General features: G+C 67.4%; 21 protein-coding genes and 1 tRNA gene. 15 read left to right on the top strand and 7 right to left on the bottom strand.

Going from position 1 to position 20,293, the window contains the following annotated elements:
• Nucleotides 1-154: 154 nt before the first annotated feature.
• A complete protein-coding gene (locus C3E79_RS05680) occupies nt 155-1,873 on the top strand; it encodes a DIP1281 family NlpC/P60 protein (protein ID WP_235840564.1) in 1,719 nt (572 codons plus the stop codon).
• Nucleotides 1,874-1,883: 10 nt separating this feature from the next.
• Nucleotides 1,884-2,966 (top strand): ferrochelatase, encoded by a 1,083-nt coding sequence (locus tag C3E79_RS05675; protein WP_108404037.1) that lies wholly within the window; start codon nt 1,884-1,886, stop codon nt 2,964-2,966.
• A 23-nt stretch (nt 2,967-2,989) separates the two neighbouring features.
• Here C3E79_RS05675 and C3E79_RS05670 read toward each other — a convergent pair whose 3' ends face one another.
• The gene (locus C3E79_RS05670) at nt 2,990-3,739 is read right to left on the bottom strand and encodes a hypothetical protein (RefSeq protein WP_108404036.1); all 750 of its coding nucleotides are present in this window, start codon (nt 3,737-3,739) and stop codon (nt 2,990-2,992) included.
• 34 nt (nt 3,740-3,773) lie between these two features.
• Here C3E79_RS05670 and C3E79_RS05665 point away from each other — a divergent pair, with 34 nt between their 5' ends.
• The 3 genes from C3E79_RS05665 to C3E79_RS05655 are packed head-to-tail and all read left to right on the top strand — an operon-like array spanning nt 3,774 to nt 6,289.
• The gene (locus tag C3E79_RS05665; RefSeq protein WP_108404035.1) at nt 3,774-4,625 is read left to right on the top strand and encodes a DUF3097 domain-containing protein; all 852 of its coding nucleotides are present in this window, start codon (nt 3,774-3,776) and stop codon (nt 4,623-4,625) included.
• Between the two features lie 21 nt (nt 4,626-4,646).
• Nucleotides 4,647-5,075: an NfeD family protein gene (locus C3E79_RS05660; RefSeq protein WP_179948257.1), complete on the top strand. Its 429-nt coding sequence runs from the start codon at nt 4,647-4,649 to the stop codon at nt 5,073-5,075.
• Entirely contained in the window at nt 5,075-6,289 is a 1,215-nt protein-coding gene (locus C3E79_RS05655; protein WP_108404033.1) for an SPFH domain-containing protein, read from the top strand. Before C3E79_RS05660 ends, C3E79_RS05655 begins: the two co-directional genes overlap by 1 nt.
• On the opposite strand, the gene C3E79_RS05650 is transcribed toward C3E79_RS05655, so the two are convergent.
• From C3E79_RS05650 to C3E79_RS05640, 3 genes are all read right to left on the bottom strand, one after another.
• A complete protein-coding gene (locus C3E79_RS05650) occupies nt 6,286-6,855 on the bottom strand; it encodes a MarR family transcriptional regulator (protein ID WP_108404032.1) in 570 nt (189 codons plus the stop codon). The two genes, C3E79_RS05655 and C3E79_RS05650, sit on opposite strands and share 4 nt — an antisense overlap.
• Nucleotides 6,856-6,860: 5 nt before the next feature.
• Nucleotides 6,861-7,541: a TVP38/TMEM64 family protein gene (locus tag C3E79_RS05645; protein ID WP_108404031.1), complete on the bottom strand. Its 681-nt coding sequence runs from the start codon at nt 7,539-7,541 to the stop codon at nt 6,861-6,863.
• Between the two features lie 51 nt (nt 7,542-7,592).
• Nucleotides 7,593-7,678, bottom strand: a tRNA-Leu gene (locus C3E79_RS05640).
• 199 nt (nt 7,679-7,877) lie between these two features.
• On the opposite strand from C3E79_RS05640, the gene C3E79_RS05635 reads away from it, so the two are divergent.
• A complete protein-coding gene (locus C3E79_RS05635; protein WP_108404030.1) occupies nt 7,878-8,408 on the top strand; it encodes a YbhB/YbcL family Raf kinase inhibitor-like protein in 531 nt (176 codons plus the stop codon).
• Here the strand turns inward: C3E79_RS05635 and C3E79_RS05630 are convergent.
• Together C3E79_RS05630 and C3E79_RS05625 are read right to left on the bottom strand one after the other, a co-directional pair.
• Nucleotides 8,405-9,550 carry a quinone-dependent dihydroorotate dehydrogenase gene (locus C3E79_RS05630; RefSeq protein WP_108404029.1) on the bottom strand — a complete coding sequence of 382 codons (1,146 nt, stop codon included), beginning with the start codon at nt 9,548-9,550 and terminating at the stop codon, nt 8,405-8,407. The two genes, C3E79_RS05635 and C3E79_RS05630, sit on opposite strands and share 4 nt — an antisense overlap.
• Nucleotides 9,551-10,612 carry a YncE family protein gene (locus tag C3E79_RS05625; RefSeq protein WP_179948324.1) on the bottom strand — a complete coding sequence of 354 codons (1,062 nt, stop codon included), beginning with the start codon at nt 10,610-10,612 and terminating at the stop codon, nt 9,551-9,553.
• A 99-nt stretch (nt 10,613-10,711) separates the two neighbouring features.
• Between C3E79_RS05625 and C3E79_RS05620 the strand changes: the two genes are divergently transcribed.
• From C3E79_RS05620 to C3E79_RS05580, 9 genes are read left to right on the top strand one after another with little or no spacing between them, the layout of a single operon-like run.
• On the top strand, nt 10,712-11,569 hold the full coding sequence (locus C3E79_RS05620; protein WP_412778850.1) for an undecaprenyl-diphosphate phosphatase: 858 nt from the start codon (nt 10,712-10,714) through the stop codon (nt 11,567-11,569).
• Between the two features lie 10 nt (nt 11,570-11,579).
• Entirely contained in the window at nt 11,580-12,794 is a 1,215-nt protein-coding gene (gene mshC, locus C3E79_RS05615; protein WP_108404028.1) for a cysteine--1-D-myo-inosityl 2-amino-2-deoxy-alpha-D-glucopyranoside ligase, read from the top strand.
• Between the two features lie 24 nt (nt 12,795-12,818).
• Nucleotides 12,819-13,199: a hypothetical protein gene (locus C3E79_RS05610; RefSeq protein ID WP_108404027.1), complete on the top strand. Its 381-nt coding sequence runs from the start codon at nt 12,819-12,821 to the stop codon at nt 13,197-13,199.
• A 4-nt stretch (nt 13,200-13,203) separates the two neighbouring features.
• Entirely contained in the window at nt 13,204-13,872 is a 669-nt protein-coding gene (locus C3E79_RS05605; RefSeq protein WP_108405078.1) for an HAD family hydrolase, read from the top strand.
• A gap of 11 nt (nt 13,873-13,883) precedes the next feature.
• Complete coding sequence (locus C3E79_RS05600) at nt 13,884-14,147, top strand: phosphoribosyl-ATP diphosphatase (RefSeq protein WP_108404026.1); 264 nt, start codon at nt 13,884-13,886, stop codon at nt 14,145-14,147.
• A gap of 24 nt (nt 14,148-14,171) precedes the next feature.
• Nucleotides 14,172-15,020, top strand: coding sequence for an ATP phosphoribosyltransferase (gene hisG, locus C3E79_RS05595; protein ID WP_108405077.1), 849 nt, complete (start codon nt 14,172-14,174; stop codon nt 15,018-15,020).
• 22 nt (nt 15,021-15,042) lie between these two features.
• The gene (gene aspA / locus C3E79_RS05590; RefSeq protein WP_108404025.1) at nt 15,043-16,473 is read left to right on the top strand and encodes an aspartate ammonia-lyase; all 1,431 of its coding nucleotides are present in this window, start codon (nt 15,043-15,045) and stop codon (nt 16,471-16,473) included.
• Between the two features lie 9 nt (nt 16,474-16,482).
• On the top strand, nt 16,483-17,793 hold the full coding sequence (locus tag C3E79_RS05585; protein WP_108404024.1) for an anaerobic C4-dicarboxylate transporter: 1,311 nt from the start codon (nt 16,483-16,485) through the stop codon (nt 17,791-17,793).
• A 5-nt stretch (nt 17,794-17,798) separates the two neighbouring features.
• Nucleotides 17,799-19,475, top strand: coding sequence for a formate--tetrahydrofolate ligase (locus C3E79_RS05580; protein WP_108404023.1), 1,677 nt, complete (start codon nt 17,799-17,801; stop codon nt 19,473-19,475).
• Here C3E79_RS05580 and C3E79_RS05575 read toward each other — a convergent pair.
• Entirely contained in the window at nt 19,472-20,287 is an 816-nt protein-coding gene (locus tag C3E79_RS05575; RefSeq protein WP_108404022.1) for a RecB family exonuclease, read from the bottom strand. The genes C3E79_RS05580 and C3E79_RS05575 overlap by 4 nt on opposite strands.
• Nucleotides 20,288-20,293 lie beyond the last annotated feature (6 nt).

Below are 20,293 nucleotides of genomic sequence, written 5' to 3'. Positions count from 1 at the left end.
CTCACCGTGCGGGCGAGTGCGCCGCGTCTCTAGCGGGGCCCGGTGGCCGACAATCAGTAGTCAGCCATATACCTGCGTGCGTCAACCCTCCAGGCTTGCCTAGTCAGCGGCCGCGGAACGGGGGTGTCGGCGCGCGCCGTGAGGAGCCCCCACCGTGGATATCCACCTAACACTGCGCCGCGACCAGCGCCGCTGGCGGCGCGCCGCCACGAGCATCGTCGCGTGCACCACAACGATCGGGCTCACCGTTGCCGCGGGCACCGTCGCCCTCGCACAAGAAGTAAGCCCCGCGCCCGCCCAGCTCGCCACCGAGATCTCCCGGGCGCAGTCGCGTATCGACGAACTCGATGCCGCCATCGGCGTCCTCCGCGAGAACGTCAACCGGGCACTGGTCGACCTCCACGACGCGCAGTCGCTCGCGGAGCAGTCCCGCCAAGGCGCCGACGAGGCCCGCCGCAGGCTCGAGGAGACCCAGGCCGAGGTCGAGCGCGCCCGCGCCGAGCTTGGGGAGGTGAGCCGGTCGCAGTACCGCGGCCTTGGCTCACCTTCGCCGATCGCAGGCGCTGCTGGCAAAGATGCGCAGCAAGACGTTCTTGATCGCTCCCTCTACCTGCGCCAACAGGCAGAAGCCAAGCAGTCCAAGCTCGACGAAGTCGAGCGCGCCCGCACGGAGGCGGCAAACGAGGAATCTACCCTGCGGCTCGCCGCCGAGCGCGCCGAGCGCACGGCCCGCGAGGCGGCCGAAGCCGAGAACCAGGCGCGCTCCACCTTAGAGGCGAGCGAAGCCGAGCTCACCTCCCAGCTCGCGCAGCGCGAGGCGGCAGCCGCCGAGCAAGAAGAGGCGCGCCAGCAGCTCGACCAGGTCCGCCCCGGCGCGGGGTCGGTGCCGGAGCAACCCGGCGCGGAGCCCGCCGCCGAGTCTGCAGCCGAGTCTGTGGCCGATTCTGCCGCCGCTTCCCAGCCGGCAAGGCCGGAGAACTTGGGCGTCGACAAGCAGACCCTCGCCGCGGTCGAGGACGCCGTCGCCGCGGTGGCCCCGGAGGCCCCCGCGCCGAAGGAAGAGGACGTCGCGCGCGCGCTCGAAACGGCGCTCACGGCCGCGCCCGCGGCAGACTCGGGCGCCGCGAGCGGGCTCACCCCCTACGCCGCCTCGGCAGGGGGAGACGCCGAGCTCAGCTCCGAGGTCGTCGAATCGCTCATCGCTAACTCGCCTGAGCTCACCGAGCAGGCGGCTGCGATCGCCGCCGCTGCCGCGCTCGTGGGCTCCTCGCAGGCCGCGCATAGCTCCTTCGACAACCCCTACGGCGGGGCGAGCAGCAAGGAGCTCATCGCGGCGTTTTCCAGCGGGTTGTCCTCCGTCCTTAGCGCTAACGCATCTTCTGACGGCTCCGCGGGGGACGTCTCTTCGGTGCTGCCGGAGGTCTCCACCTCGGAGCAGGTGAGCGACTCCATTCAGAGCTCGCTGCCGAAGATGCCGAACTCCTCGCAGGTGGAGACCGTCATTGCGCGGGCCCAGTCAATGATCGGCACCCCGTACGTGTGGGGCGGCGGCGACGCAAACGGTCCCACCACGGGCGTCGACGGCGGCAGCGTGAAGGGTTTCGACTGCTCCGGGCTCGTCGTCTACGCGTTTGCCGGCGTAGGGATCTCGTTGCCGCACTACAGCGGCTACCAGTACCAGCGCGGCACCCAGGTGGACCCGAGCGAGGCCAAGCGCGGGGACCTGTTCTTCTACGGCGCGGGCGGCGAGAGCCACGTCGCCATCAACCTTGGCGACGGCACCATGATCGAGGCCCCGCAATCGGGAATGACGGTGCGGATCACACCGGTGCGTTGGTCGGGGATGTCACCGAAAGCGGTCCGGCTGCTCTAAAATCTCATGCATGGCATTACATGACTACGACGCACTCCTCGTCCTCTCCTTCGGCGGCCCCGAAGGGGTAGACGAGGTTATTCCGTTCCTCGAAAACGTCACGCGCGGCCGGGGAATCCCCAAAGACCGCCTCAAAGAGGTCGGGGAGCACTACTTCCACTTCGACGGCGTCAGCCCCATCAACGGGCAAAACCGCACGATCATCGCCAACATCGAGGCCGAGCTCGAGCGTCGCGGCATCGACCTGCCGGTCTACTTCGGCAACCGAAACTGGCACCCGCTCGGCGAGGAAGCGGCCGCGGAGATCTCCGCGGCAGGGCATAAGCGCGTGCTGGTCTTCGCCACCTCCGCATGGGGCGGCTACTCCGCCTGCCGCCAGTACGACGAAGACATCCTGCGCCTGCGCGAATTCACCCCCGACGTGGAGTACACCAAGCTCTGGCAGTTCTACGGCCACCCCACCTTCGTCGAGCTCATGGCCGAGGCCACCCGTGCCGCCCTCGGTGCGTGCGATCCCGCCACGACGAAGGTGCTGTTTTCCGCCCACTCCGTGCCGCTGGCCGCGGATCAGTCCTCGGGCGGGCCGCAGGATGCGAACTTGTACTCCCGCCAGGTCGCAGAGGCGGCGCGGCTCGTGGCCGAGGCGGCCGGCGTCGACAACTACGAGGTCGTGTGGCAATCGCGTTCGGGCAACCCCGCCACGCCGTGGCTCGAGCCCGACGTGGTCGACCGCAGCCTCGAGCTGGGCAAAGATGACGGCGTCACCCATATCATCTGCGTGCCCATCGGGTTTATCACCGACCACATGGAGGTTGTCTGGGACCTCGACACCGAGCTGAAGGAGGCCCTGGAGGAGGCCAGCATGACGCTTCATCGCGTCCCCACCGTCGGGCTTGACCCGCGGTTTGCGGCCATGGTTGTTGATATTGCCGAAAACGTCACGCAGGGCGCATCCCCGGCCACCCTCTCGGAGGTCACCGTGCAGGGCTGCACCGTGGGCGGCGCGCCCTGCTCGCCGGACTGCTGCATGATGCAGCGCCCGGGCAAGCCCGCTCCGAGCCACCCGCAGAGCAACGTCGAGCACTCGGCGTAACTGGCCGAAAGGCGCTAGCGCCACTAGCGCCACTGACGGCGGTACTCCGCGACCGCCTCGGCGACGCCAACCATCCGCGCGGTGCGGATGTGGCGCCACAGAGCGTTGAGCTGCGGGTCGAAGGTGTGGTCGCCAAGGCGGTCGGTAACCGTCTCGACAATCGCGGCGACCCGGTCGGCCCTGGAGAAGAGCTTCGCGGCCCGCGGGGTCACACCGCGCGGCAGGCCGGGGGTGTCGTAGAAATCCGCCAGGCTCCCCACCGCGAGCCGCGGGTTAGGCAGATCGGCCCGCGTCCCACCGGCCGCCTCGATGAGCACCGCGGCCTCCCGCGTGGCCCCTGCAAGTAGCGCATCGGCCTCGCCCGGGCTGAGCCACGCGGGCTCCGGCGGACGGGTGTCTTCCTCGAACCAGCGCCACTCCACGCCCGCGCCGTAGCTGGGCACGAGGACGTGGAATCGATCGTCCGCCTCCTTGAGAACAATCGCTCCGGCCGGCCCGAGCGCGGCCGCGGCCGGGGTATGGGCGTGAAGCCCCGGGGCTTGACCCGGGCCCCAGAGCACGAGCCTCAGCACTGGTTCGGGCGAGTCGAGATCGGCGTGCGTGCGGGCGTCGTAAAGCAGCGGCGAGAGCGGCTGGCCGCCGTAGGAGTGCCGCCCGCCGAGGTCGGCGAAGGCGGAGACCGTCTCGTCGGTCGATTCCGCCCCGTAGAGCCACGCGGCGAGCCACACCGCCGTGTTTTGGAGGGGAGAATACACTTCGGCGCGGGTATACATAAGCGGCCATGGTAGCGAATAGAATAGTTCCACTATGAGTTGGACAGACCCCTATAGCGGCGACATCTTCGGCGGCCACGCGCGCACCCGCAAGCCCACCTACCCGGCGGTGACGGCCGAGCCCGGCACGGTCGTCGAGGTCGTCGGGGACGACTTTGTGGGGGCCGTGATCTCCTCGGAGCGCACCTACGATGGCGATTTCGTCCGCCTCGAGGATCGCCGCGGAACGCAACGGCTCTTCAAGCTGCTCCCCGGCGCGTTTCTGCTCGAGGGCAGGCGGGTAACGCTCACGCGGTACGTCGATACGCAGCCGCAGGCACCCCGCCAATCGAACTCGGGCTCCCGGCGGGTCGAGGGTGCCCGCGCCAAGGTCGCGATGCCGAGCCGGATCTGGGTTGAGGGCGTCCACGACGCGGCGATCGTGGAGAAGGTCTGGGGCCACGACCTGCGGGTCGAAGGTGTCGTCGTCGAATACCTCGAGGGGCTGGACAACCTGCCAGCCCGCCTGGCGGAGTTCGGCCCGGGCCCGGGCCGCCGGATCGGGGTGTTAGCGGACCACCTCGTCGAGGGCAGCAAGGAGACCCGCTTGGTCGAGGGAGTCGGGCCCGACGTGCTGGTCACCGGGCACCCCTACATCGACATTTGGGCGGCGGTAAAGCCCGCGAGCGTGCGCATCCCGGCCTGGCCCGATGTTCCCTACGGCGAGGATTGGAAGGAGGGCGTGTGCCGCCGGCTCGGGTGGCCTGATCCGCAGGAGGGCTTCCGGCGCGTGCTCGCGGCGGTGCACACCTACAAGGATCTCGACCACACGCTCATCGGCGCGGTGGAGCGGCTCGTCGATTTCGTGACCACCCCCGAGCTCACCAAGTCAGACCTAGTGCCGTAACCCGCATGTAAGGTGGGGCCCGTGGGCGCACTCGTTTGGTTTATCGCAGCAGCTGTCCTCGCCGGCCTCGAGCTTCTGGCGGGCGAGTTCACCTTCCTCATGATTGCCGCAGGCGCGCTCACCGCCGGCGTCGCTGCCTTCACGGCCATCCCGCTGTGGGCGGAGGTGGCGGTATTTGGGGTCTCTTCGCTCGCTTTTTGGGTCTTCCTCAGGCCGTACCTTCACAAGCGCTTTCATGCGCCCTTGCTTTACGACGACTCACCGCGCGCCCTCGTCGGGCAACGCGCCGAGGTGATCGAAGACATCACCCCGGGCAGCGGGCAGGTCCGCCTCGAGGGCTCGATCTGGTCCGCGCGCAGCCTCGATCCCGCGGAGACCATCCCGGCCGGCCAGCACGTTACCGTATCCGATATCGACGGCCCCGTCGCGGTCGTCTGGAAGGAGCCCTAATGGGCCTAGCCTTACCCCTGATCATCATCGTCTTCGTGGTGGTGATCCTCTTTAGTTCCATCAAGATGATCCCGCAGGGCGAGGCTGCGGTCATTGAGCGCCTCGGCCGCTACACCCGCACAGTGACCGGGGGAGTCACACTGCTCATCCCGTTTATTGACCGCGTTCGGCAGCGTATCGACACCCGCGAGCGCGTCGTATCCTTCCCGCCACAGGCCGTGATCACGCAGGACAACCTCACCGTCGCCATCGACACCGTGGTGACCTTCCAGATCAACGACCCGGCCCGCGCCATCTACGGCGTGGACAACTACCTCGTCGGCGTCGAGCAGATTTCCGTGGCAACGCTTCGCGACGTCGTCGGTGGAATGACGCTGGAGGAAACGCTGACCTCCCGCGAGACCATCAACCGGCGCCTGCGCGGAGAGCTCGACGCGGCGACCGCGAAGTGGGGGCTGCGCATCAGCCGCGTCGAGCTCAAGGCGATTGATCCGCCGCCGTCCATCCAGCAGTCCATGGAGATGCAGATGAAGGCGGACCGGGAAAAGCGCGCGATGATCCTCACCGCCGAGGGCAAACGCGAATCCGACATCAAGACCGCCGAGGGCGAGAAGCAGGCCCGCATCCTCTCCGCCGAGGGCGAGAAGCACGCCGCCATCCTCGCCGCGGAGGCGGAGCGCCAGGCGATGATCCTGCGCGCCGAGGGCGACCGCGCCGCGAAGTACCTCTCCGCGCAGGGCGAGGCTCGTGCGCTGCAGAAGGTCAACGCCGCGATCAAGTCCTCCGGCGTGACCCCGGAGCTGCTTGCCTACCAGTACCTGGACAAGCTGCCGCAGATCGCGCAGAGCGAGGCGGCCACGATGTGGATGATCCCCTCCCAGCTCGGTGATTCGCTCGAGGAGTTTGCCAAGGCGTTTGCGAACAAGGGCGATGACGGCGTCTTCCGCTACGAGTCCCAGTCCGTTGACGAGGACACCAAGGAGATGGCGGAGGCCGAAAACACCGACAAGTGGTTCGATACCTCCACCGACCCTGAGCTGGCGAAGGCGCTCGCCGAAGCGCGCGCGGTGGCGAACAAGCACGTCGACGCCCCCGACCCGACCCAGAAACCCGCCCCGACGGAGCGCTCCGGCGAGCTTCCCTCCTCCCCGGGCGGCTCGAGCACCCTGGGCCTGCCCACCGGCAACCAGCAGCCGGATCCGGAAAACGCCTAGCCGGCCCCAGCCTCAACCCCGGCCGCCCTGCCGATAAGGCGCAGGGCCAGCCGGATCCCGGCCTGCTCGGCCTGCCAGCCGGCCGCCTTGAGCCGCTGGCTCATCGCCTGTTTGGAGATGCCGAGCTGTGCTGCTGCCTCGTTTTGGCTCAGCCCCCGGCGCACCAGGCCCGTGGCCTCCCGCCCCTCGAAGGAACGCTTCTCAAGGACGTGGGCGATCAGGGCGAAGACCGCGGCGATGTCGGCCGCCTCCGCTCCACCTCCGTCGACGCGCACGCCGACCTCGCCCGGCCGGGCGCCGGCGGCGGCGGTGGCCTCCGCGAGCGCCGCGCTCGCCCCTCCCGCGACGGCGATGCCGAGCCCGATCGCCCAATCGCGGTCGGAGAGCAGCGCCATGATGACGCCCACAGCGCCGTCGGGCGAATCAACGTGTGCTCGGATGTCTTCTACCCCGACAATGTCGAACTCGCCGACGTCGGGCAGTGTCGCAAGTGCCCGGGCGGAGCGGGCTACGAGCTGCGCCCGGGCCTTTTCCCGCCCGCGGTAGCGCGCGTGAACAGCGATCATGCCGTCTAGTCTAGCGGGTTTACTTCCGCTCCCCGCGACGGGGACTGTGTGGGGGACCGTGCCGGGATCAGCGCGTCGATGGCGAGCCCCACGACGCCGACGACGGCGGCCACCCCCATGGCCACGAGCACGATGGGGCTCGACCCACCGGTGAGTGCGTCGCCGAAGAGCGCGACGACCACGGTGTTGGGAGCGGAACCGACGAGCGTGGCGGCCGCGAACGGTACGACGTGGACGCGGGTGAGGGCGGCGGCGTAGTTGAGGAGAGAAAAGGGCACGATCGCGATGAGCCGCAGGCTGGCTATCGCCACCCATCCGCGCCTCTCCAGGTGGAGGTTGATCCGCTCGACCGCGGGGTGGTCTCTCACGTGCGCCTCGACGATGTCCCGCGCGAGGTAGCGCACCACGAGCAGCGAGAGCACGGATGACACCGTGGTGGCGGTAAGGGCGATGAGGATGCCCCACAGCGTGCCAAAGAGGATTCCGGCGGAGACTGTCATCACGGTGCGGGGGATGGGGAACTGGGTGATCAAAACGTAGAGGAGCCAGAAGACGACGGGGAACCAGGCGCCCGTCTCGTCCGCCCAGTGGCGCAGGATGGCGAGCGAGGGGGCGTCGAAAAGCTGCCATGCCGCGACGAGCGCGACGAGGGCGAGCGCGAGGAGCGGGATCCGCCAGCGTGCCACGGTGAACCTCCAACGAAAAACCGGCCCCCTCGAGGGGGCCGGTGTGGTCTGTGCCCGAGGGGGGACTTGAACCCCCACGTCCGTTAATAGGACACTAGCACCTCAAGCTAGCGCGTCTGCCATTCCGCCACCCGGGCCGGGTGTTGCTCTTAGCTCCGCGGGGCCATCGCCCTGGGCGCTAAGCACTTGGATAACTATAGGGCCAACCCCCGACAACCCACAAATCGGCACGTCACGCCGCCTTTTTCGGCTGCTAGTTGCATCGGTGTCATTCGTTTTCCGGCGCTTTCGGCGCTTTCGGGCCGTGTCGCACGCGGATTTGGTAAGACTTGGACCATGAGCACCTACAATGACCCCCGCTTCCCAGGTCCCGACCCCTACGCTCCGCTGAAGGACCTGCCCAGCTTCGAGTTGACCTCTACCGACATCGTGGACGGCGCCAAGCTTGCCGACGCGCTCACCGGGCCCGAGGCGACCTCGCCGCACCTGTCCTGGTCGGGCCTGCCGGAGGGGACGAAGTCCCTGGCCGTAACCTGCTTCGATCCGGACGCCCCGACGGCCTCCGGGTACTGGCACTGGGCGGTGTTTAACATCCCCGCTACGGTGAGCGAGCTTCCCACCGGCGCGGCGAGCGAACCCGGCCTCGGCGTCGGCGCGGTCGCGCTGCCCGGCGATTCGGGGTCATCCGGCTACTACGGGTCCAACCCGCCCGCCGGGCACGGCCCGCACCGCTACCTCTTCGCCGTCCACGCGGTCGACGTCGAGGAGCTGCCCGCCGACGAAATCACCAACCCGACCGTGCTCGGCTTTAACCTCTACTTCCACTCGATCGGCCGCTCGATCGTGTGGGGGTGGGACGAGAACTAGCTCGGCTCCACCCACCCCAGCCCGCTGCCCACGGCCTCGGAGATTGTGCCCAAGCCGTGGGCCTTGACCTGGGCGGCGAGGCCTACGTGGATGCGTCGGATCCAGCCCGGTCCGCCGTAGATGAACGGGGTGTATCCCTGCAGCAAGCTGGCTCCGGCCGCGATGCGCTCCCACGCCCGCTCCGGGGTGGTGATCCCGCCGACGCTGATCAGCGCGAGCTTGCCTCCGACGCGCGCGTGGAGCCGGCGCAGCACCTCGAGCGAGCGCCGGTGCAGCGGCTCGCCGGAGATCCCCCCGGAACCCATCGCGGCGACCTCGGCAGGGTCGGTGGCGAGGTTGTCACGCGAAATCGTCGTGTTCGTGGCGACGATCCCGGCCAGCCCGAGCTCGAGGGCCAGATCCGCCACGGCGTCGATGTCGGCGTCGCTTAGATCCGGCGCGATCTTGACCAGCACCGGGGTTGAGGTCGCCCCGGTGACCACCTCGAGGATCGGCCGGAGCTCCTCGATCGCCTGCAGGTCGCGCAGGCCCGGGGTGTTGGGGGAGGAGACGTTGACCACGAGGTAGTCGGCCAGCCCTCCGAGCGCGGAGGCGCAGGCGCGGTAGTCCGCGACGGCATCGGCAGACGTCTTGTTCTTGCCGATGTTGATCCCGACGACGTCTCCGGAGCGCCGGGCGCGCAGGTGCGATGCCACGGTCAGGGCGCCGTCGTTGTTAAACCCCATGCGGTTGAGAATCGCCTTGTCCTTGGGAAGGCGATAGAGCCTCGGGCGCGGGTTGCCGGGCTGGGGCTTGGGCGTGACCGTCCCTAGCTCGGCGTAGCCGAACCCGACCGCCCCCCACGCATCCGCCGCGCTGGCGTTTTTGTCGAACCCGGCCGCCAGGCCGAGCGGCGCGGGAAACGTCACGCCGAAGACGGTCTGCTCGAGGACGGGGTCATCGATACGCAGCGCGGCCCGCAACGCGCGGTTGACCGGCCGGGCGGCGTGGAGCGCGCGAAGCGCCGCGCTCATCACCAGGTGGATGCGCTCCGGCGGGAGCATAAACATTGCCTTCAGTGCCAGCCCGTAGCCGGCGTCGTATACAGCCCCGCATGCAGCACCCAATCCTGAGCCCCAAGTTCTCGGTGTTGTTGACACCATCTAGCTCGCCTGTCCTTTCTCCTGAAGCTTTAGCGCCGGGGGAACGACCTGGATCCCGCCCCCGGTGGCCGATGCGATGACCAAGGTGCCGTCGTCAAGCGTGACCATGTGGAGCGCATCGGCGATGGTGTTGACCTGGGCCTTTTTCACTGGCACGCCGGTGGAAATATCGTAGCCGGTCGCAACGTTGCTGGCGGTCGAGGCCACCCACGCGAGAGCAGATTCATCGTCCCAGCTCACGGCCCACGGGCTCGGCGGGACCGGGGCCGACTGCTGGAGCCTGATGATGTCGTTGGCGGTATAGACAAGGAGTTGGGATCCCGTGTTATCCGCCGCGAGGACGAGCCCATCGCGCCCGGCCGCAACACCACCGACGCCGAGTCCCGCGCGCAGCGTGCCGCCTTGGCGCCCGCCGCGCCAGTCGAGGTCTTGGATAGTGGTGTCAAAGCGGTTGATGCGCACAGCGGAGTCGGCCACGTCCGGCCCGCCGGCGCGGGGAACGGCGAGGATCTGGTCGGTCTCGCGGGCGACGCCGAAGCTATCTACCTCCTCGCCGTCGCGGTAGACCCGCACGGTGCGCTCGGAATCGGCACCGGTGAGGATCTCGCCGGTAGAGGTCATCGCCGCGGACGTCGCGGGGGAGGCAAGCTCCACGGCCTGCTCGCCCACCTCGTCGAAGACGCGCACTGTCTCGCCGCAGGCGGTGACGAACTGGCCCGCGCGGGTGGAGGTGATGTCGCCGCAGGTCGGGTCGAGCCGGTAGGCAGCCCCTCCGCCGGCGGCGACGTCGTCAAGGCCGCCGACGCGGAGGTCATCGCCGCTGCGCACGGCGATGACACGCCCGGAGGTCTCTAGGTCATCGACGGCGGCGAAAGGGTAGACCGTGCCGTCAGGCGCGGTCGACGGCGGGGAGGCGGCGGGGCTGGCGTTGCCCATCGATTCGGCCTTCGGGCCGGGCTCAGGCTCGGCCTGGGGTACAGAGCCCGCGCCGGACTGGCAGGCGGCGAGCCCCAGTGCGAGGCCGGCGCAGGCGAGAAGTGCGGTTGGTTGTGCGCGTTTCACGCCTATAGACATTATCAACCGCGCGGACCCTCACCCCTCGGCGCGCAGACGGCGAGGCGTTAGCCACCCCGTCGCGGCGCAGGGGTAGCGTGTGTGGGCATGACTGACGCTGCGATGGTGGCGGAGCCGATGAGCTGGCTCCAGGTAATAGTGTTATCCGTGGTCCAGGGGCTCACCGAATTTTTGCCGGTGTCGTCCTCCGGCCACCTGCGCATTATCTCGCAGCTGCTGTGGGGAGAGGACGCAGGCGCGAGCTTTACCGCCGTGATCCAGCTCGGCACCGAGCTCGCGGTGCTGGTGTTTTTTGCCAAGGAGATCTGGCAGATCCTCGCCGGGTGGTGCAGGGGGATCGTCGATAAGAACAAGCGCGGGTTTGACTACCGCATGGGGTGGATGGTCATCGTCGGAACGATCCCGGTGGCGTTGCTCGGCGTTGTGCTCAAAGACCTCATCCGCGAGAACTTCCGCAACCTGTGGATCACCGCGACGGTGCTCATCGTGTTCTCCTTCGTCTTCATCCTCGCCGAACGCCGCGGCACGAAGGCCCGCGGCTACGAGGAACTGCGCATGCGCGACGCCGTCATCATGGGCCTGTGGCAATGCCTCGCGCTCATCCCGGGCGTCTCCCGCTCCGGCGGCACCATCTCCGGCGGGCTCTTCCTCAACCTCGACCGGGAGGTAGCCACCCGGTTTAGCTTCTTCCTCGCCATCCCCGCGGTGCTCGCCTCCGGGATATTCTCTCTGCCCGACGCCTTTGCCCCGCAGGCCGGGCAGGCCGCCTCCGGAGCGCAGCTGCTCGTGGGCTCCGCAATCGCGTTCGTGCTTGGCTACGTCTCCATCGCCTGGTTGCTGAAGTTCGTGGCCAACCACTCCTTCGCGTGGTTCGCGGCCTACCGCATCCCGCTCGGCCTGATCGTGATGGTGCTCTTGGGCGCCGGTGTCATGAGCCCGTTGTAGGATAGGCCTTATGAATTCATGGCCTAGTCCTGTCGTTCCGGCGGTGGCGGGCACGCCCGTGCCCCTGCGCCTCTACGACACCGCCGACCAGGCGGTTAAACTCGTCGACACCACCCCCGACGCGAACGGGGAGGTAGGGATGTACGTCTGCGGCATCACGCCGTACGACTCCACCCACCTCGGCCACGCGGCAACCTACGTCACCTTCGATCTTGTCCACCGGCAGCTGCTCGCGGGCGGGCACAAGGTCCACTACGTGCAAAACGTCACTGACGTCGACGACCCGCTCTTCGAGCGCGCCGAGCGCGACGGGGTGGATTGGCGCGAGCTCGGGCAGGACCAAACGGACCTGTTTCGCTCGGATATGAACATCCTCGGCGTCATCCCGCCGCGCGACTACATCGGCGCAATGGAGGCGGTGGACGAGGTCGTCGAGATGGTGCAGGCGCTGCTCGATGCCGGGGCGGCCTACAGGCTCGACCACGGCGACATCTACGCCTCGATCGCCGCGACGGAGCAGTTCGGCTACGCCTCCAACTACACCCGCGAAGAGATGGAGACCTACTTCGCCGAGCGCGGCGGCGACCCGGAGCGTCAAGGCAAGCGGGACCCGCTCGACGCTCTCATCTGGCGGGGCCACCGCGAGGGCGAGCCGGCGTGGGAGTCCCCCTTCGGCCCGGGGCGGCCCGGCTGGCACATTGAGTGCTCCGCGATCGCGACCAACCGCCTCGGCCACACCTTCTCCATCCAGGGCGGCGGCTCCGACCTTGCGTTCCCGCACCACGAGTTCTCCGCCGCCCACGCCGAAGCGGCCTACGGGCAGCGGCGCATGGCGGGCCACTTCGTGCACGCCGGCATGATCGCCCTTGACGGGGTGAAGATGTCGAAGTCCCTGGGAAACCTCGTCTTCGTGCACAAGCTCACCGAGGCGGGCCACGAGGCCGCGGCGATCCGCCTCGCTCTCTACGCGGATCACTACCGCCTCGACAGGGACTTCTCCGACGACATTTTGGCCGCCGCAGAGGCGCGCCTTGCCCGGTGGCGAGACCGCCTCGCGCGCGAGGTGAGCCCGGAAGCGGCGCTTAGTGTCGTCGACAAGCTGCGCGCGGCGCTGGCGAGCGACCTCGATACCCCGGCCGCGCTCGCCGTGATCGACGAGGCCGAGGGCGATAGCGACGGCATCATCGCCACCGCGCTCGACGGGCTGCTTGGCGTGCGGGTCTAGCGTTTTTCGGCCACAATTGTGGGCATGACCATCCGCGAGCAGTTCCAAGACGACGTAGACGAGTTCATCTCCGACCTCACCACCTTTGCCACCGGCTCCTACCTGCGCGATGAGGACAAGGACTTGTGGGAGCAGCCCTTCGACCCAGCCGTGCTGCCCGACCTCAAACGCCAGATCGAGGGCTTCCTCGATGCCCTCGAGATGCTCGGCGATGACCCCGCAGGGGAGGACCTGGTGAAGGTCGTCTCCCCGTTCTACGCGGCGCTGGGGGAGTTCAATGCCGCCCACGCGGACGCCGTGCTGGAGCCGGAGGAGAAGGCGGACCTGGAGTCGCTGACCTTCCGCGCCTGCGCCGCCACCGGCGCTGACGACGAGGCGCTCGCCGAGCTTCCCGAGCTGGATTAGCGTGCTGCCGAAGGCAATTTTCTGGGACATGGACGGCACGCTCGTCGATTCCGAGCCGCTGTGGGGCATAGCCACCTACGAGCTCTCGGAGCGCCTCGGCCGCCGCCTCACCCCCGAGCTGCGGGAGATCACAGTCGGCGGCAGCTTCGCCCACACGCTCGACGTCGCCGCCGCTCACGCGGGTGTCGAGCTTCGCCCGGGCGACTACGAGCACCACAAGCAATGGATGTATGCGCGGATGGCGCAGCTGCTCGAAGGCTCGCTCGAGCCTAACCCGGGCATCCGCGGGTTGCTCGCCTCGCTCACAGCCGCGGGCGTGCCCATGATGGTGACCACGAACACCGAGCGCGTGCTTGCCGACGCCTGCATCGCCGCCGTCGGGGCCGACTTCTTCGTCGGCTCCATCGCCGGCGACGAGGTCGAGCGCGCAAAGCCTGATCCTGAGATGTACATGGAGGCGGCCCGGCGTGTCGGCTTCGGCCCGGCGCAGTGCCTCGTATTCGAGGATTCGTGGGCGGGGATGAGCGCTGCGAGCGCCGCCGGGTGCACCGTCCTCGGCCTCGCCGCGGAGGTGCCCGCCGGGGTGGTCCCGTTCGATCCGGGCCGGTTCGTCGGCGCGGGCGCCGCCGACGTCGAGCGGTGGTTCTCCGAGCTCGGCTCGTCGGTGCGCTAGAGTAGTACGCTGTGAAAAACTTCGACGATCTTTTTGCGGAACTTACCGCTAAGGCCGCCTCCCGGCCGGCCGATTCTTCGACGGTGAAGGCCCTCGACGCCGGCGAGCATTTCATTGGCAAGAAGATCATCGAGGAGGCCGGCGAGGTCTGGCTGGCCTCAGAGTACCAATCTGACGCCGAGCTGGCCGAGGAGATGAGCCAGCTCATCTATTGGACGCAGGTGATGATGGTCAAGCGCGGCCTGACCCCGGACGATATCTACAAGTACCTCTAAGGAAGAGCCACCATGATCAACCCCATGATCAAAGTCGCTGTGCCTAACAAGGGATCCCTCTCCGAGAAGGCCCTCGAGGTGCTTAAGGAGGCCGGTTATAAGGGCCGCGGCGTGAACAAGGCGCTCAACGTGGTCGACGAGCCCAACGGGGTAGAGTTCTACTTCCTGCGGCCGAAAGATATCGCCATCTACGTCGCCCAGGGCCACCTCGACCTCGGGATTACCGGCCGCGACCTTGCCGCAGACTCGCGGGCGGACGTGGAGGAGGTCATGCCGCTCGGTTTCGGTTCCTCGACGTTCCGCTTCGCCGCCCCGGCGGAACAATCCTGGACGGTTGAAGGCATCGAAGGCAAGCGGGTAGCCACCTCCTACCCCCACCTAGTGTCCGACTACCTCGCCCGCCACGGCGTCACCCCGAGCGAGGTCATCCGCCTCGACGGAGCGGTCGAGATCTCCATCAAGCTTGGCGTCGCGGACGTCATCGCCGATGTCGTGTCCACGGGCGCGACGCTGCGCCAGCAGGGGTTGGCGCCGTTCGGCGAGCCGATCGTCTCCAGCGAGGCGGTGGTGATCCGGCGCCGCGGCGCGGCCCCCACCGACGAGCAGGAGGTGCTGCTGGGGCGCATCCGCGGAATCCTCAACGCGCAGAACTTCCTCATGGTCGACTACAACGTCGCGCGCGAGAACCTCGAGCGCGCCTGCGCGCTCACCCCGGGTATTACGGGCCCCACCGTCTCCCCGCTCTCGCGGGAGGGATGGGTCGCCGTGCGGGCTATGGTGCCGAGGAAGAAGGTCAACCAGGCGATGGACCAGCTCGCCGCGGCCGGCGCAGAGGGGATTTTGGCCACCGAGCTACGCATCGCCCGCCTTTAAGCGCGCAGGTATGCTCGGGGGCATGGCAACGCGTATTGAAGAGGACCTGCTCGGGACGATGGAAGTGCCCGGCGATGTCTACTACGGCGTCCACACGATGAGGGCCGTGGATAATTTCCAGATCTCCGGGACGAAGATTAATGACCTGCCGGATTTCATCCGCGGCATGGTGCAGGTGAAGAAAGCCGCGGCGATGGCGAACCGCAGGCTGCACGTCTTGCCCAAGGTAAAGGCGGAGGCCATCATGTGGGCCTGCGATGAGGTCCTCCAGGGCGGGCGCTGCATGGATCAGTTCCCGATCGATGTCTACCAGGGCGGGGCGGGAACATCGGTCAACATGAACGTCAACGAGGTCATTGCCAACCTCGCCCTCGAGCACCTGGGCGAGCCCAAGGGCAGCTACGACCTCATCAACCCGAACGACGACGTCAACATGTCCCAATCCACCAACGACGCGTACCCAACCGGTTTCCGCCTCGGCGTCTACTACTCCGTACAGAACCTGCTGGTCGAGCTCGACGAGCTGCAGAAGGCGTTTCGGGCCAAGGGCGACGAGTTCAACGACATCATCAAGATGGGCCGCACGCAGCTCCAAGACGCTGTACCGATGACGCTTGGGCAGGAGTTCACCGCCTTCGGGTCCAACCTGGCTGAGGAACAGCGCACGATCTCGACCGCGGCGAACGCCCTGCTGGAGATCAACCTTGGGGCCACCGCGATCGGTACCGGGATCAACACTCCCAACGGCTACCGCGACCAGGTCGTCGCCGCGTTGCGGGAGGTCACGGGCCTTGACATCCAGGCTTCCCCGGACCTCATCGAGGCGACCTCCGATACGGGCGGCTACGTCATGATGCACTCGGCGATTAAACGCGCCGCGATGAAGCTCTCCAAGATTTGCAACGACCTGCGCCTGCTGTCGTCCGGGCCGCGCGCTGGGCTCAACGAGATCAACCTGCCCGAGCGGCAGGCCGGATCCTCGATCATGCCCGCCAAGGTCAATCCGGTCATCCCCGAGGTGGTCAACCAGGTCTGCTTCAAGGTCTTTGGCAACGACGTCACGGTCTCGATGGCGGCTGAAGCCGGTCAGCTCCAGCTCAACGTGATGGAGCCGGTCATCGGCCAGGCGCTTTTCGGCTCGGTCAAGCTCCTCGGCAACGCCGCGCGCACCCTGCGGGAGAAGTGCGTGACCGGGATCACGGCCAATCGCGAGGTGTGCGAGGCATACGTGAACAACTCCATCGGCATCATCACCTACCTCAACCCGGTGATCGGGCACCACAACGGCGACATCATCGGCAAGGAGGCCGCCCGCACCGGACGCGGGGTCCGCGAGCTGGTGGTGGAGAAGGGGCTTTTGACCGAAGAGGAACTCGACCGCATCTTGTGCAAGGAAAACCTCATGCACCCAGAATTCAAGGGCCGCCTCTACCTCGACGAGAGCGGCGCCTAGAGGATTGTCTTGCTCGTTGCTGTTCACCTCCTCATCCTCTTCGGCGCGATCGTCCTCGGCGCGCGGATGGGATCAATCGCGATTGGTTTCGCCGGGGGCCTCGGCGTCATCCTGCTGGGGCTGACCGGGGTCAGCGTCACCGCCGAAGACATTCCTTTCGACGTCATCGGCATCATCATGTGCGTGATTGCCGCGATTTCGGCAATGCAGCTCGCCGGCGGGATGGACTTCCTGGTGGATGTCGCCGGACGCGCGCTGCGCCGCAATCCGCGGCGAGTCACTTTTCTCGCGCCTGTGGTGACGTGGTCGATGACGGTGTTTGCGGGCACAGGTCACACGGCCTTCTCCACCCTCCCGGTGATCGTTGAAGTGGCCAAAGAAGGCCGCGTTCGCCCCTCTCGCCCCCTCTCCGCCGCGGTCATCGCCTCTCAGATGGGCATCGTCGCCTCGCCGATTTCGGCCGCGGTGGTGTTTATGGCCTCCATTCTCGAACCTCTTGGAGTCGGCTACCTCCAGGTGCTCGCCGTGAGCATCCCGGCGACGTTTCTCGCGCTGCTACCAACCGCGTGGGTCGCCAACCGCTTAGGCGCAGAGCTCGAAGACGACCCTGTCTACCTCGGGAGGCTCAACGCTGGGCTCGTTACTCCTCCGGTGCCCGCCGCGAAACGATCCGCGACGCGTAGCGCGAAGGCGTCGGTGGGGATTTTCTTCGCCGCCATCGTCGCGGTGATGTGCTACGCCACGGCAATTTCTGAGCAGGTTGGCCTCATCACCGAGCCGAACGTTCCGCGCAACGAAGCCATCATGGCAATCATGCTCGCCTCCGCCGCGGCCATTGTCCTCGTTTCGCGCCGTAGCGCCGGTGAGGTGCTCAACACCCAGGTCTTCCGCTCCGGCATGTCGGCCTCGGTCTGCGTGCTCGGGGTCGCATGGCTAGGCACGACGTTTATCAACCACTATTTAGAGAGTATTCAAAGCATCGCCGGTGGCGTGCTCACAACGCAGCCTTGGCTGCTCGCCATTGTCCTGTTCTTCGCTGCGTGCCTGTTGTATTCGCAGGCGGCGACGGCAAAGGCTCTCATCCCGGCCGCACTTGCCATGGGCGTAAGCCCGCTGACGGCCGTCGCCGCTTTTCCCGCCGTTTCCGCGCTTTTCGTTCTGCCGACCTACCCGACGCTGCTTGCCGCGGTTGAGATGGACGATACTGGGTCGACCCGCATCGGCAAGTTCGTCTTTAACCACCCGTTCCTCATTCCGGGTGTCGTGTGCATCACGGTATCCGTGATCCTCGGGTACGGCATCGGAACGCTTGTACTCTAGGGTGTATGGCTACCAAAAACACCGACGTGAAAACCGACGTCGACATTGCCCAAGCCCACACGCTCGCTCCCATCACCGATATCGCGGCCAAGGCCGGGATCACCGAAGACGCGTTGATCCCGTACGGCAAGTACATGGCCAAGGTCGACACCGGTTCGCTCGCACACGAACCCACCGGATCGGTCGTGCTCGTCACCGGCGTCTCGCCCACCCCGGCAGGGGAGGGCAAGTCCACCGTCCTCATTGGGCTTGCGGATGCCCTGGCGAAGATCGGCAAGCGCTCCGCCGTGGCGCTGCGCGAGCCCTCCCTGGGCCCGGTGATGGGCATCAAGGGCGGGGCAGCCGGCGGCGGATACGCCCAGGTCGTCCCGATGGAGAACATCAACCTCCATTTCACGGGTGATTTCCATGCGATCACCGCGGCAAACAACACGCTCGCCGCCCTCATCGACAACCACATCCACCAGGGCAACGCGCTCGGCATCGACCCGCGGCGGGTGACGTGGGCGCGATGCCTCGACGTCAACGACCGCTCCCTGCGCAGCGTCGTCACCGGCCTCGGCGCTCCCGCCGATGGCACCCCGATGCAGGCCGGGTTCTCCATCACCGCCGCATCTGAGGTCATGGCAATCGTCTGCCTGGCCACGGACCTCGCAGACTTGAAGGAGCGCCTCGCGCGCATCACCATCGGCCTTAACTACGACAAGGTCCCCGTAACCGCCGGAGACCTCGGCGCGCAGGGCGCGATGGCCGCGCTGCTTGTCGACGCCATCAAGCCGAACCTGGTGCAAACGCTCGGCGGGACCCCCGCGCTGGTGCACGGCGGCCCGTTTGCCAACATCGCGCACGGCTGCAACACGATCACCGCCACCCGCACGGCCCAGCGCATCGCCGACATCGTCGTCACCGAGGCGGGCTTCGGCTCGGACCTCGGGGCGGAGAAGTTCTTCGACATCAAGGCCCGATACGCTGGCCTCGATGTCGCCGGCGCGGTCATCGTGGCCACCATCCGCTCCTTGAAGTACAACGGCGGCGTGGCCAAGGACAAGCTCACGGAGGAAAACGTCGAGGCGCTTCGCCGGGGTGTGGCTAACCTCGAGCGCCACGTGGACAACGTCTCTAAGTTTGGGGTGAGCCCGGTCGTCGCCCTCAACCTGTTTACCAGCGATACGGACGCCGAGCGAGAGTTCATGCGCGACTGGGCGGAGGAGCACGGGGTTGCCCTGGCGGAGGTTGAGGCCTGGGCCAAGGGTGGCGATGGCGCGATCGATTTGGCGAACCTGGTCGTCGATAAGCTTGCCCAAGGTTCCTCCCACCCGCTCTATGACCCGGCAAAGGGCGTCGAGCGCTCCATCGAGACCATCGCCACCGAGATCTACCGCGCCGCGGATGTGCAGTACTCGAACGCGGCGCTCAAAGACCTGCAGATGCTCAAAGACAACGGCCTGGACACGCTGCCGGTGTGCATCTCGAAGACGCAGTATTCGTTCAGCGACGACCCCACCGCGCTCGGTGCCCCGGAGGGCCACACCCTGCACGTGCGCAGCCTCATCCCGCGCACCGGCGCCGGCTTCGTGCTCGCGCTGACCGGCGATGTCATGACCATGCCCGGCCTGCCGAAGAAGCCCGCGGCGGAAAACATCGACGTTGACGCGAACGGCGTGATCTCCGGGCTGTTTTAGTCTTCGCTGGGTTCCGCCGCGCTGCCCGGCCAGCCCGGGTAGTCCGGTGGGGTTCCGCCGAAGGCGGGGCAGATGGATTGGAAGTGGCACCAGCCGCACAGCTTCGAGGTTTTCGGCCGGAACGTGCCCGCGCGCCCGTCCGACTCGATCTTGGCCCACAACTCGCCCAAGTCGCGCTCGAAGTACTCGAGTTCTTCGCGCGAGGGGCTCAGGAACATCGAATCGGCGACCTTGAGGTACATCAGCCGCAGCTGGTCCGGGATGGTGCCGAAGAGGCGCCAGTAGACGAGCGCGTAGAACCGCATTTGGAACTGCGCGTCACCCGAATAGCGCGGCTGCGGCTTTTTGCCCGTCTTGTAATCGACGACGCGGACCTCGCCGGTCGGGGCGACATCGATCCGGTCGATGAATCCCCGCACGGGCACGCCGTTCGGCAGCACCGCCTCGACGTATTTTTCCTGCGCGGCCGAGTCGAAGCCGAGGGGGTTTTCCATCTGGAAGTAGCCCCTGATGAGCGCTCTGGCGTCGATAAGAAACTGCTCGAGGTCGGCGACGGGTTCGGCAACGCTGGCGTCCGCCTCGACGAGTCGCTCCCACACGGGCTTGAGGCGCTTGACGGCCGCCGGGTAGGTGCGCTCCTCGCGCGGCCAGGCATGCATCTCTTCCAGCACCGCGTGCACAAGCGTGCCCTTGACCTGGGCCTCGGTCGACGGTTCCGGAAGACGGTCGACGGCCCGAAACCGGTAGAGCAGGGGGCACTGCGTGTAGTCGGAGGCGCGGGAAGGGGAGAGGGCAAGCGGTTTCATCGGCATAACCAC

Origin of the sequence: Corynebacterium liangguodongii (genome assembly GCF_003070865.1) — a bacterium.
GTDB lineage: Bacteria > Actinomycetota > Actinomycetes > Mycobacteriales > Mycobacteriaceae > Corynebacterium > Corynebacterium liangguodongii.
Note: the sequence above shows the minus strand (reverse complement) of the source record. Positions and strands in the feature narration are given on the sequence as shown.

Excerpts from the sequence above, each read along its gene's own strand:
- C3E79_RS05675 (WP_108404037.1), top strand. The coding sequence starts at position 1,884 with ATGGCATTACATGACTACGACGCACTCCTCGTCCTCTCCTTCGGCGGC.
- C3E79_RS05670 (WP_108404036.1), bottom strand. The coding sequence starts at position 3,739 with ATGTATACCCGCGCCGAAGTGTATTCTCCCCTCCAAAACACGGCGGTG.
- C3E79_RS05665 (WP_108404035.1), top strand. The coding sequence starts at position 3,774 with ATGAGTTGGACAGACCCCTATAGCGGCGACATCTTCGGCGGCCACGCG.
- C3E79_RS05655 (WP_108404033.1), top strand. The coding sequence starts at position 5,075 with ATGGGCCTAGCCTTACCCCTGATCATCATCGTCTTCGTGGTGGTGATC.
- C3E79_RS05650 (WP_108404032.1), bottom strand. The coding sequence starts at position 6,855 with ATGATCGCTGTTCACGCGCGCTACCGCGGGCGGGAAAAGGCCCGGGCG.
- C3E79_RS05635 (WP_108404030.1), top strand. The coding sequence starts at position 7,878 with ATGAGCACCTACAATGACCCCCGCTTCCCAGGTCCCGACCCCTACGCT.
- C3E79_RS05630 (WP_108404029.1), bottom strand. The coding sequence starts at position 9,550 with ATGGTGTCAACAACACCGAGAACTTGGGGCTCAGGATTGGGTGCTGCA.
- C3E79_RS05620 (WP_412778850.1), top strand. The coding sequence starts at position 10,712 with ATGACTGACGCTGCGATGGTGGCGGAGCCGATGAGCTGGCTCCAGGTA.
- mshC (WP_108404028.1), top strand. The coding sequence starts at position 11,580 with ATGAATTCATGGCCTAGTCCTGTCGTTCCGGCGGTGGCGGGCACGCCC.
- C3E79_RS05610 (WP_108404027.1), top strand. The coding sequence starts at position 12,819 with ATGACCATCCGCGAGCAGTTCCAAGACGACGTAGACGAGTTCATCTCC.
- hisG (WP_108405077.1), top strand. The coding sequence starts at position 14,172 with ATGATCAAAGTCGCTGTGCCTAACAAGGGATCCCTCTCCGAGAAGGCC.
- aspA (WP_108404025.1), top strand. The coding sequence starts at position 15,043 with ATGGCAACGCGTATTGAAGAGGACCTGCTCGGGACGATGGAAGTGCCC.
- C3E79_RS05580 (WP_108404023.1), top strand. The coding sequence starts at position 17,799 with ATGGCTACCAAAAACACCGACGTGAAAACCGACGTCGACATTGCCCAA.
- C3E79_RS05575 (WP_108404022.1), bottom strand. The coding sequence starts at position 20,287 with ATGCCGATGAAACCGCTTGCCCTCTCCCCTTCCCGCGCCTCCGACTAC.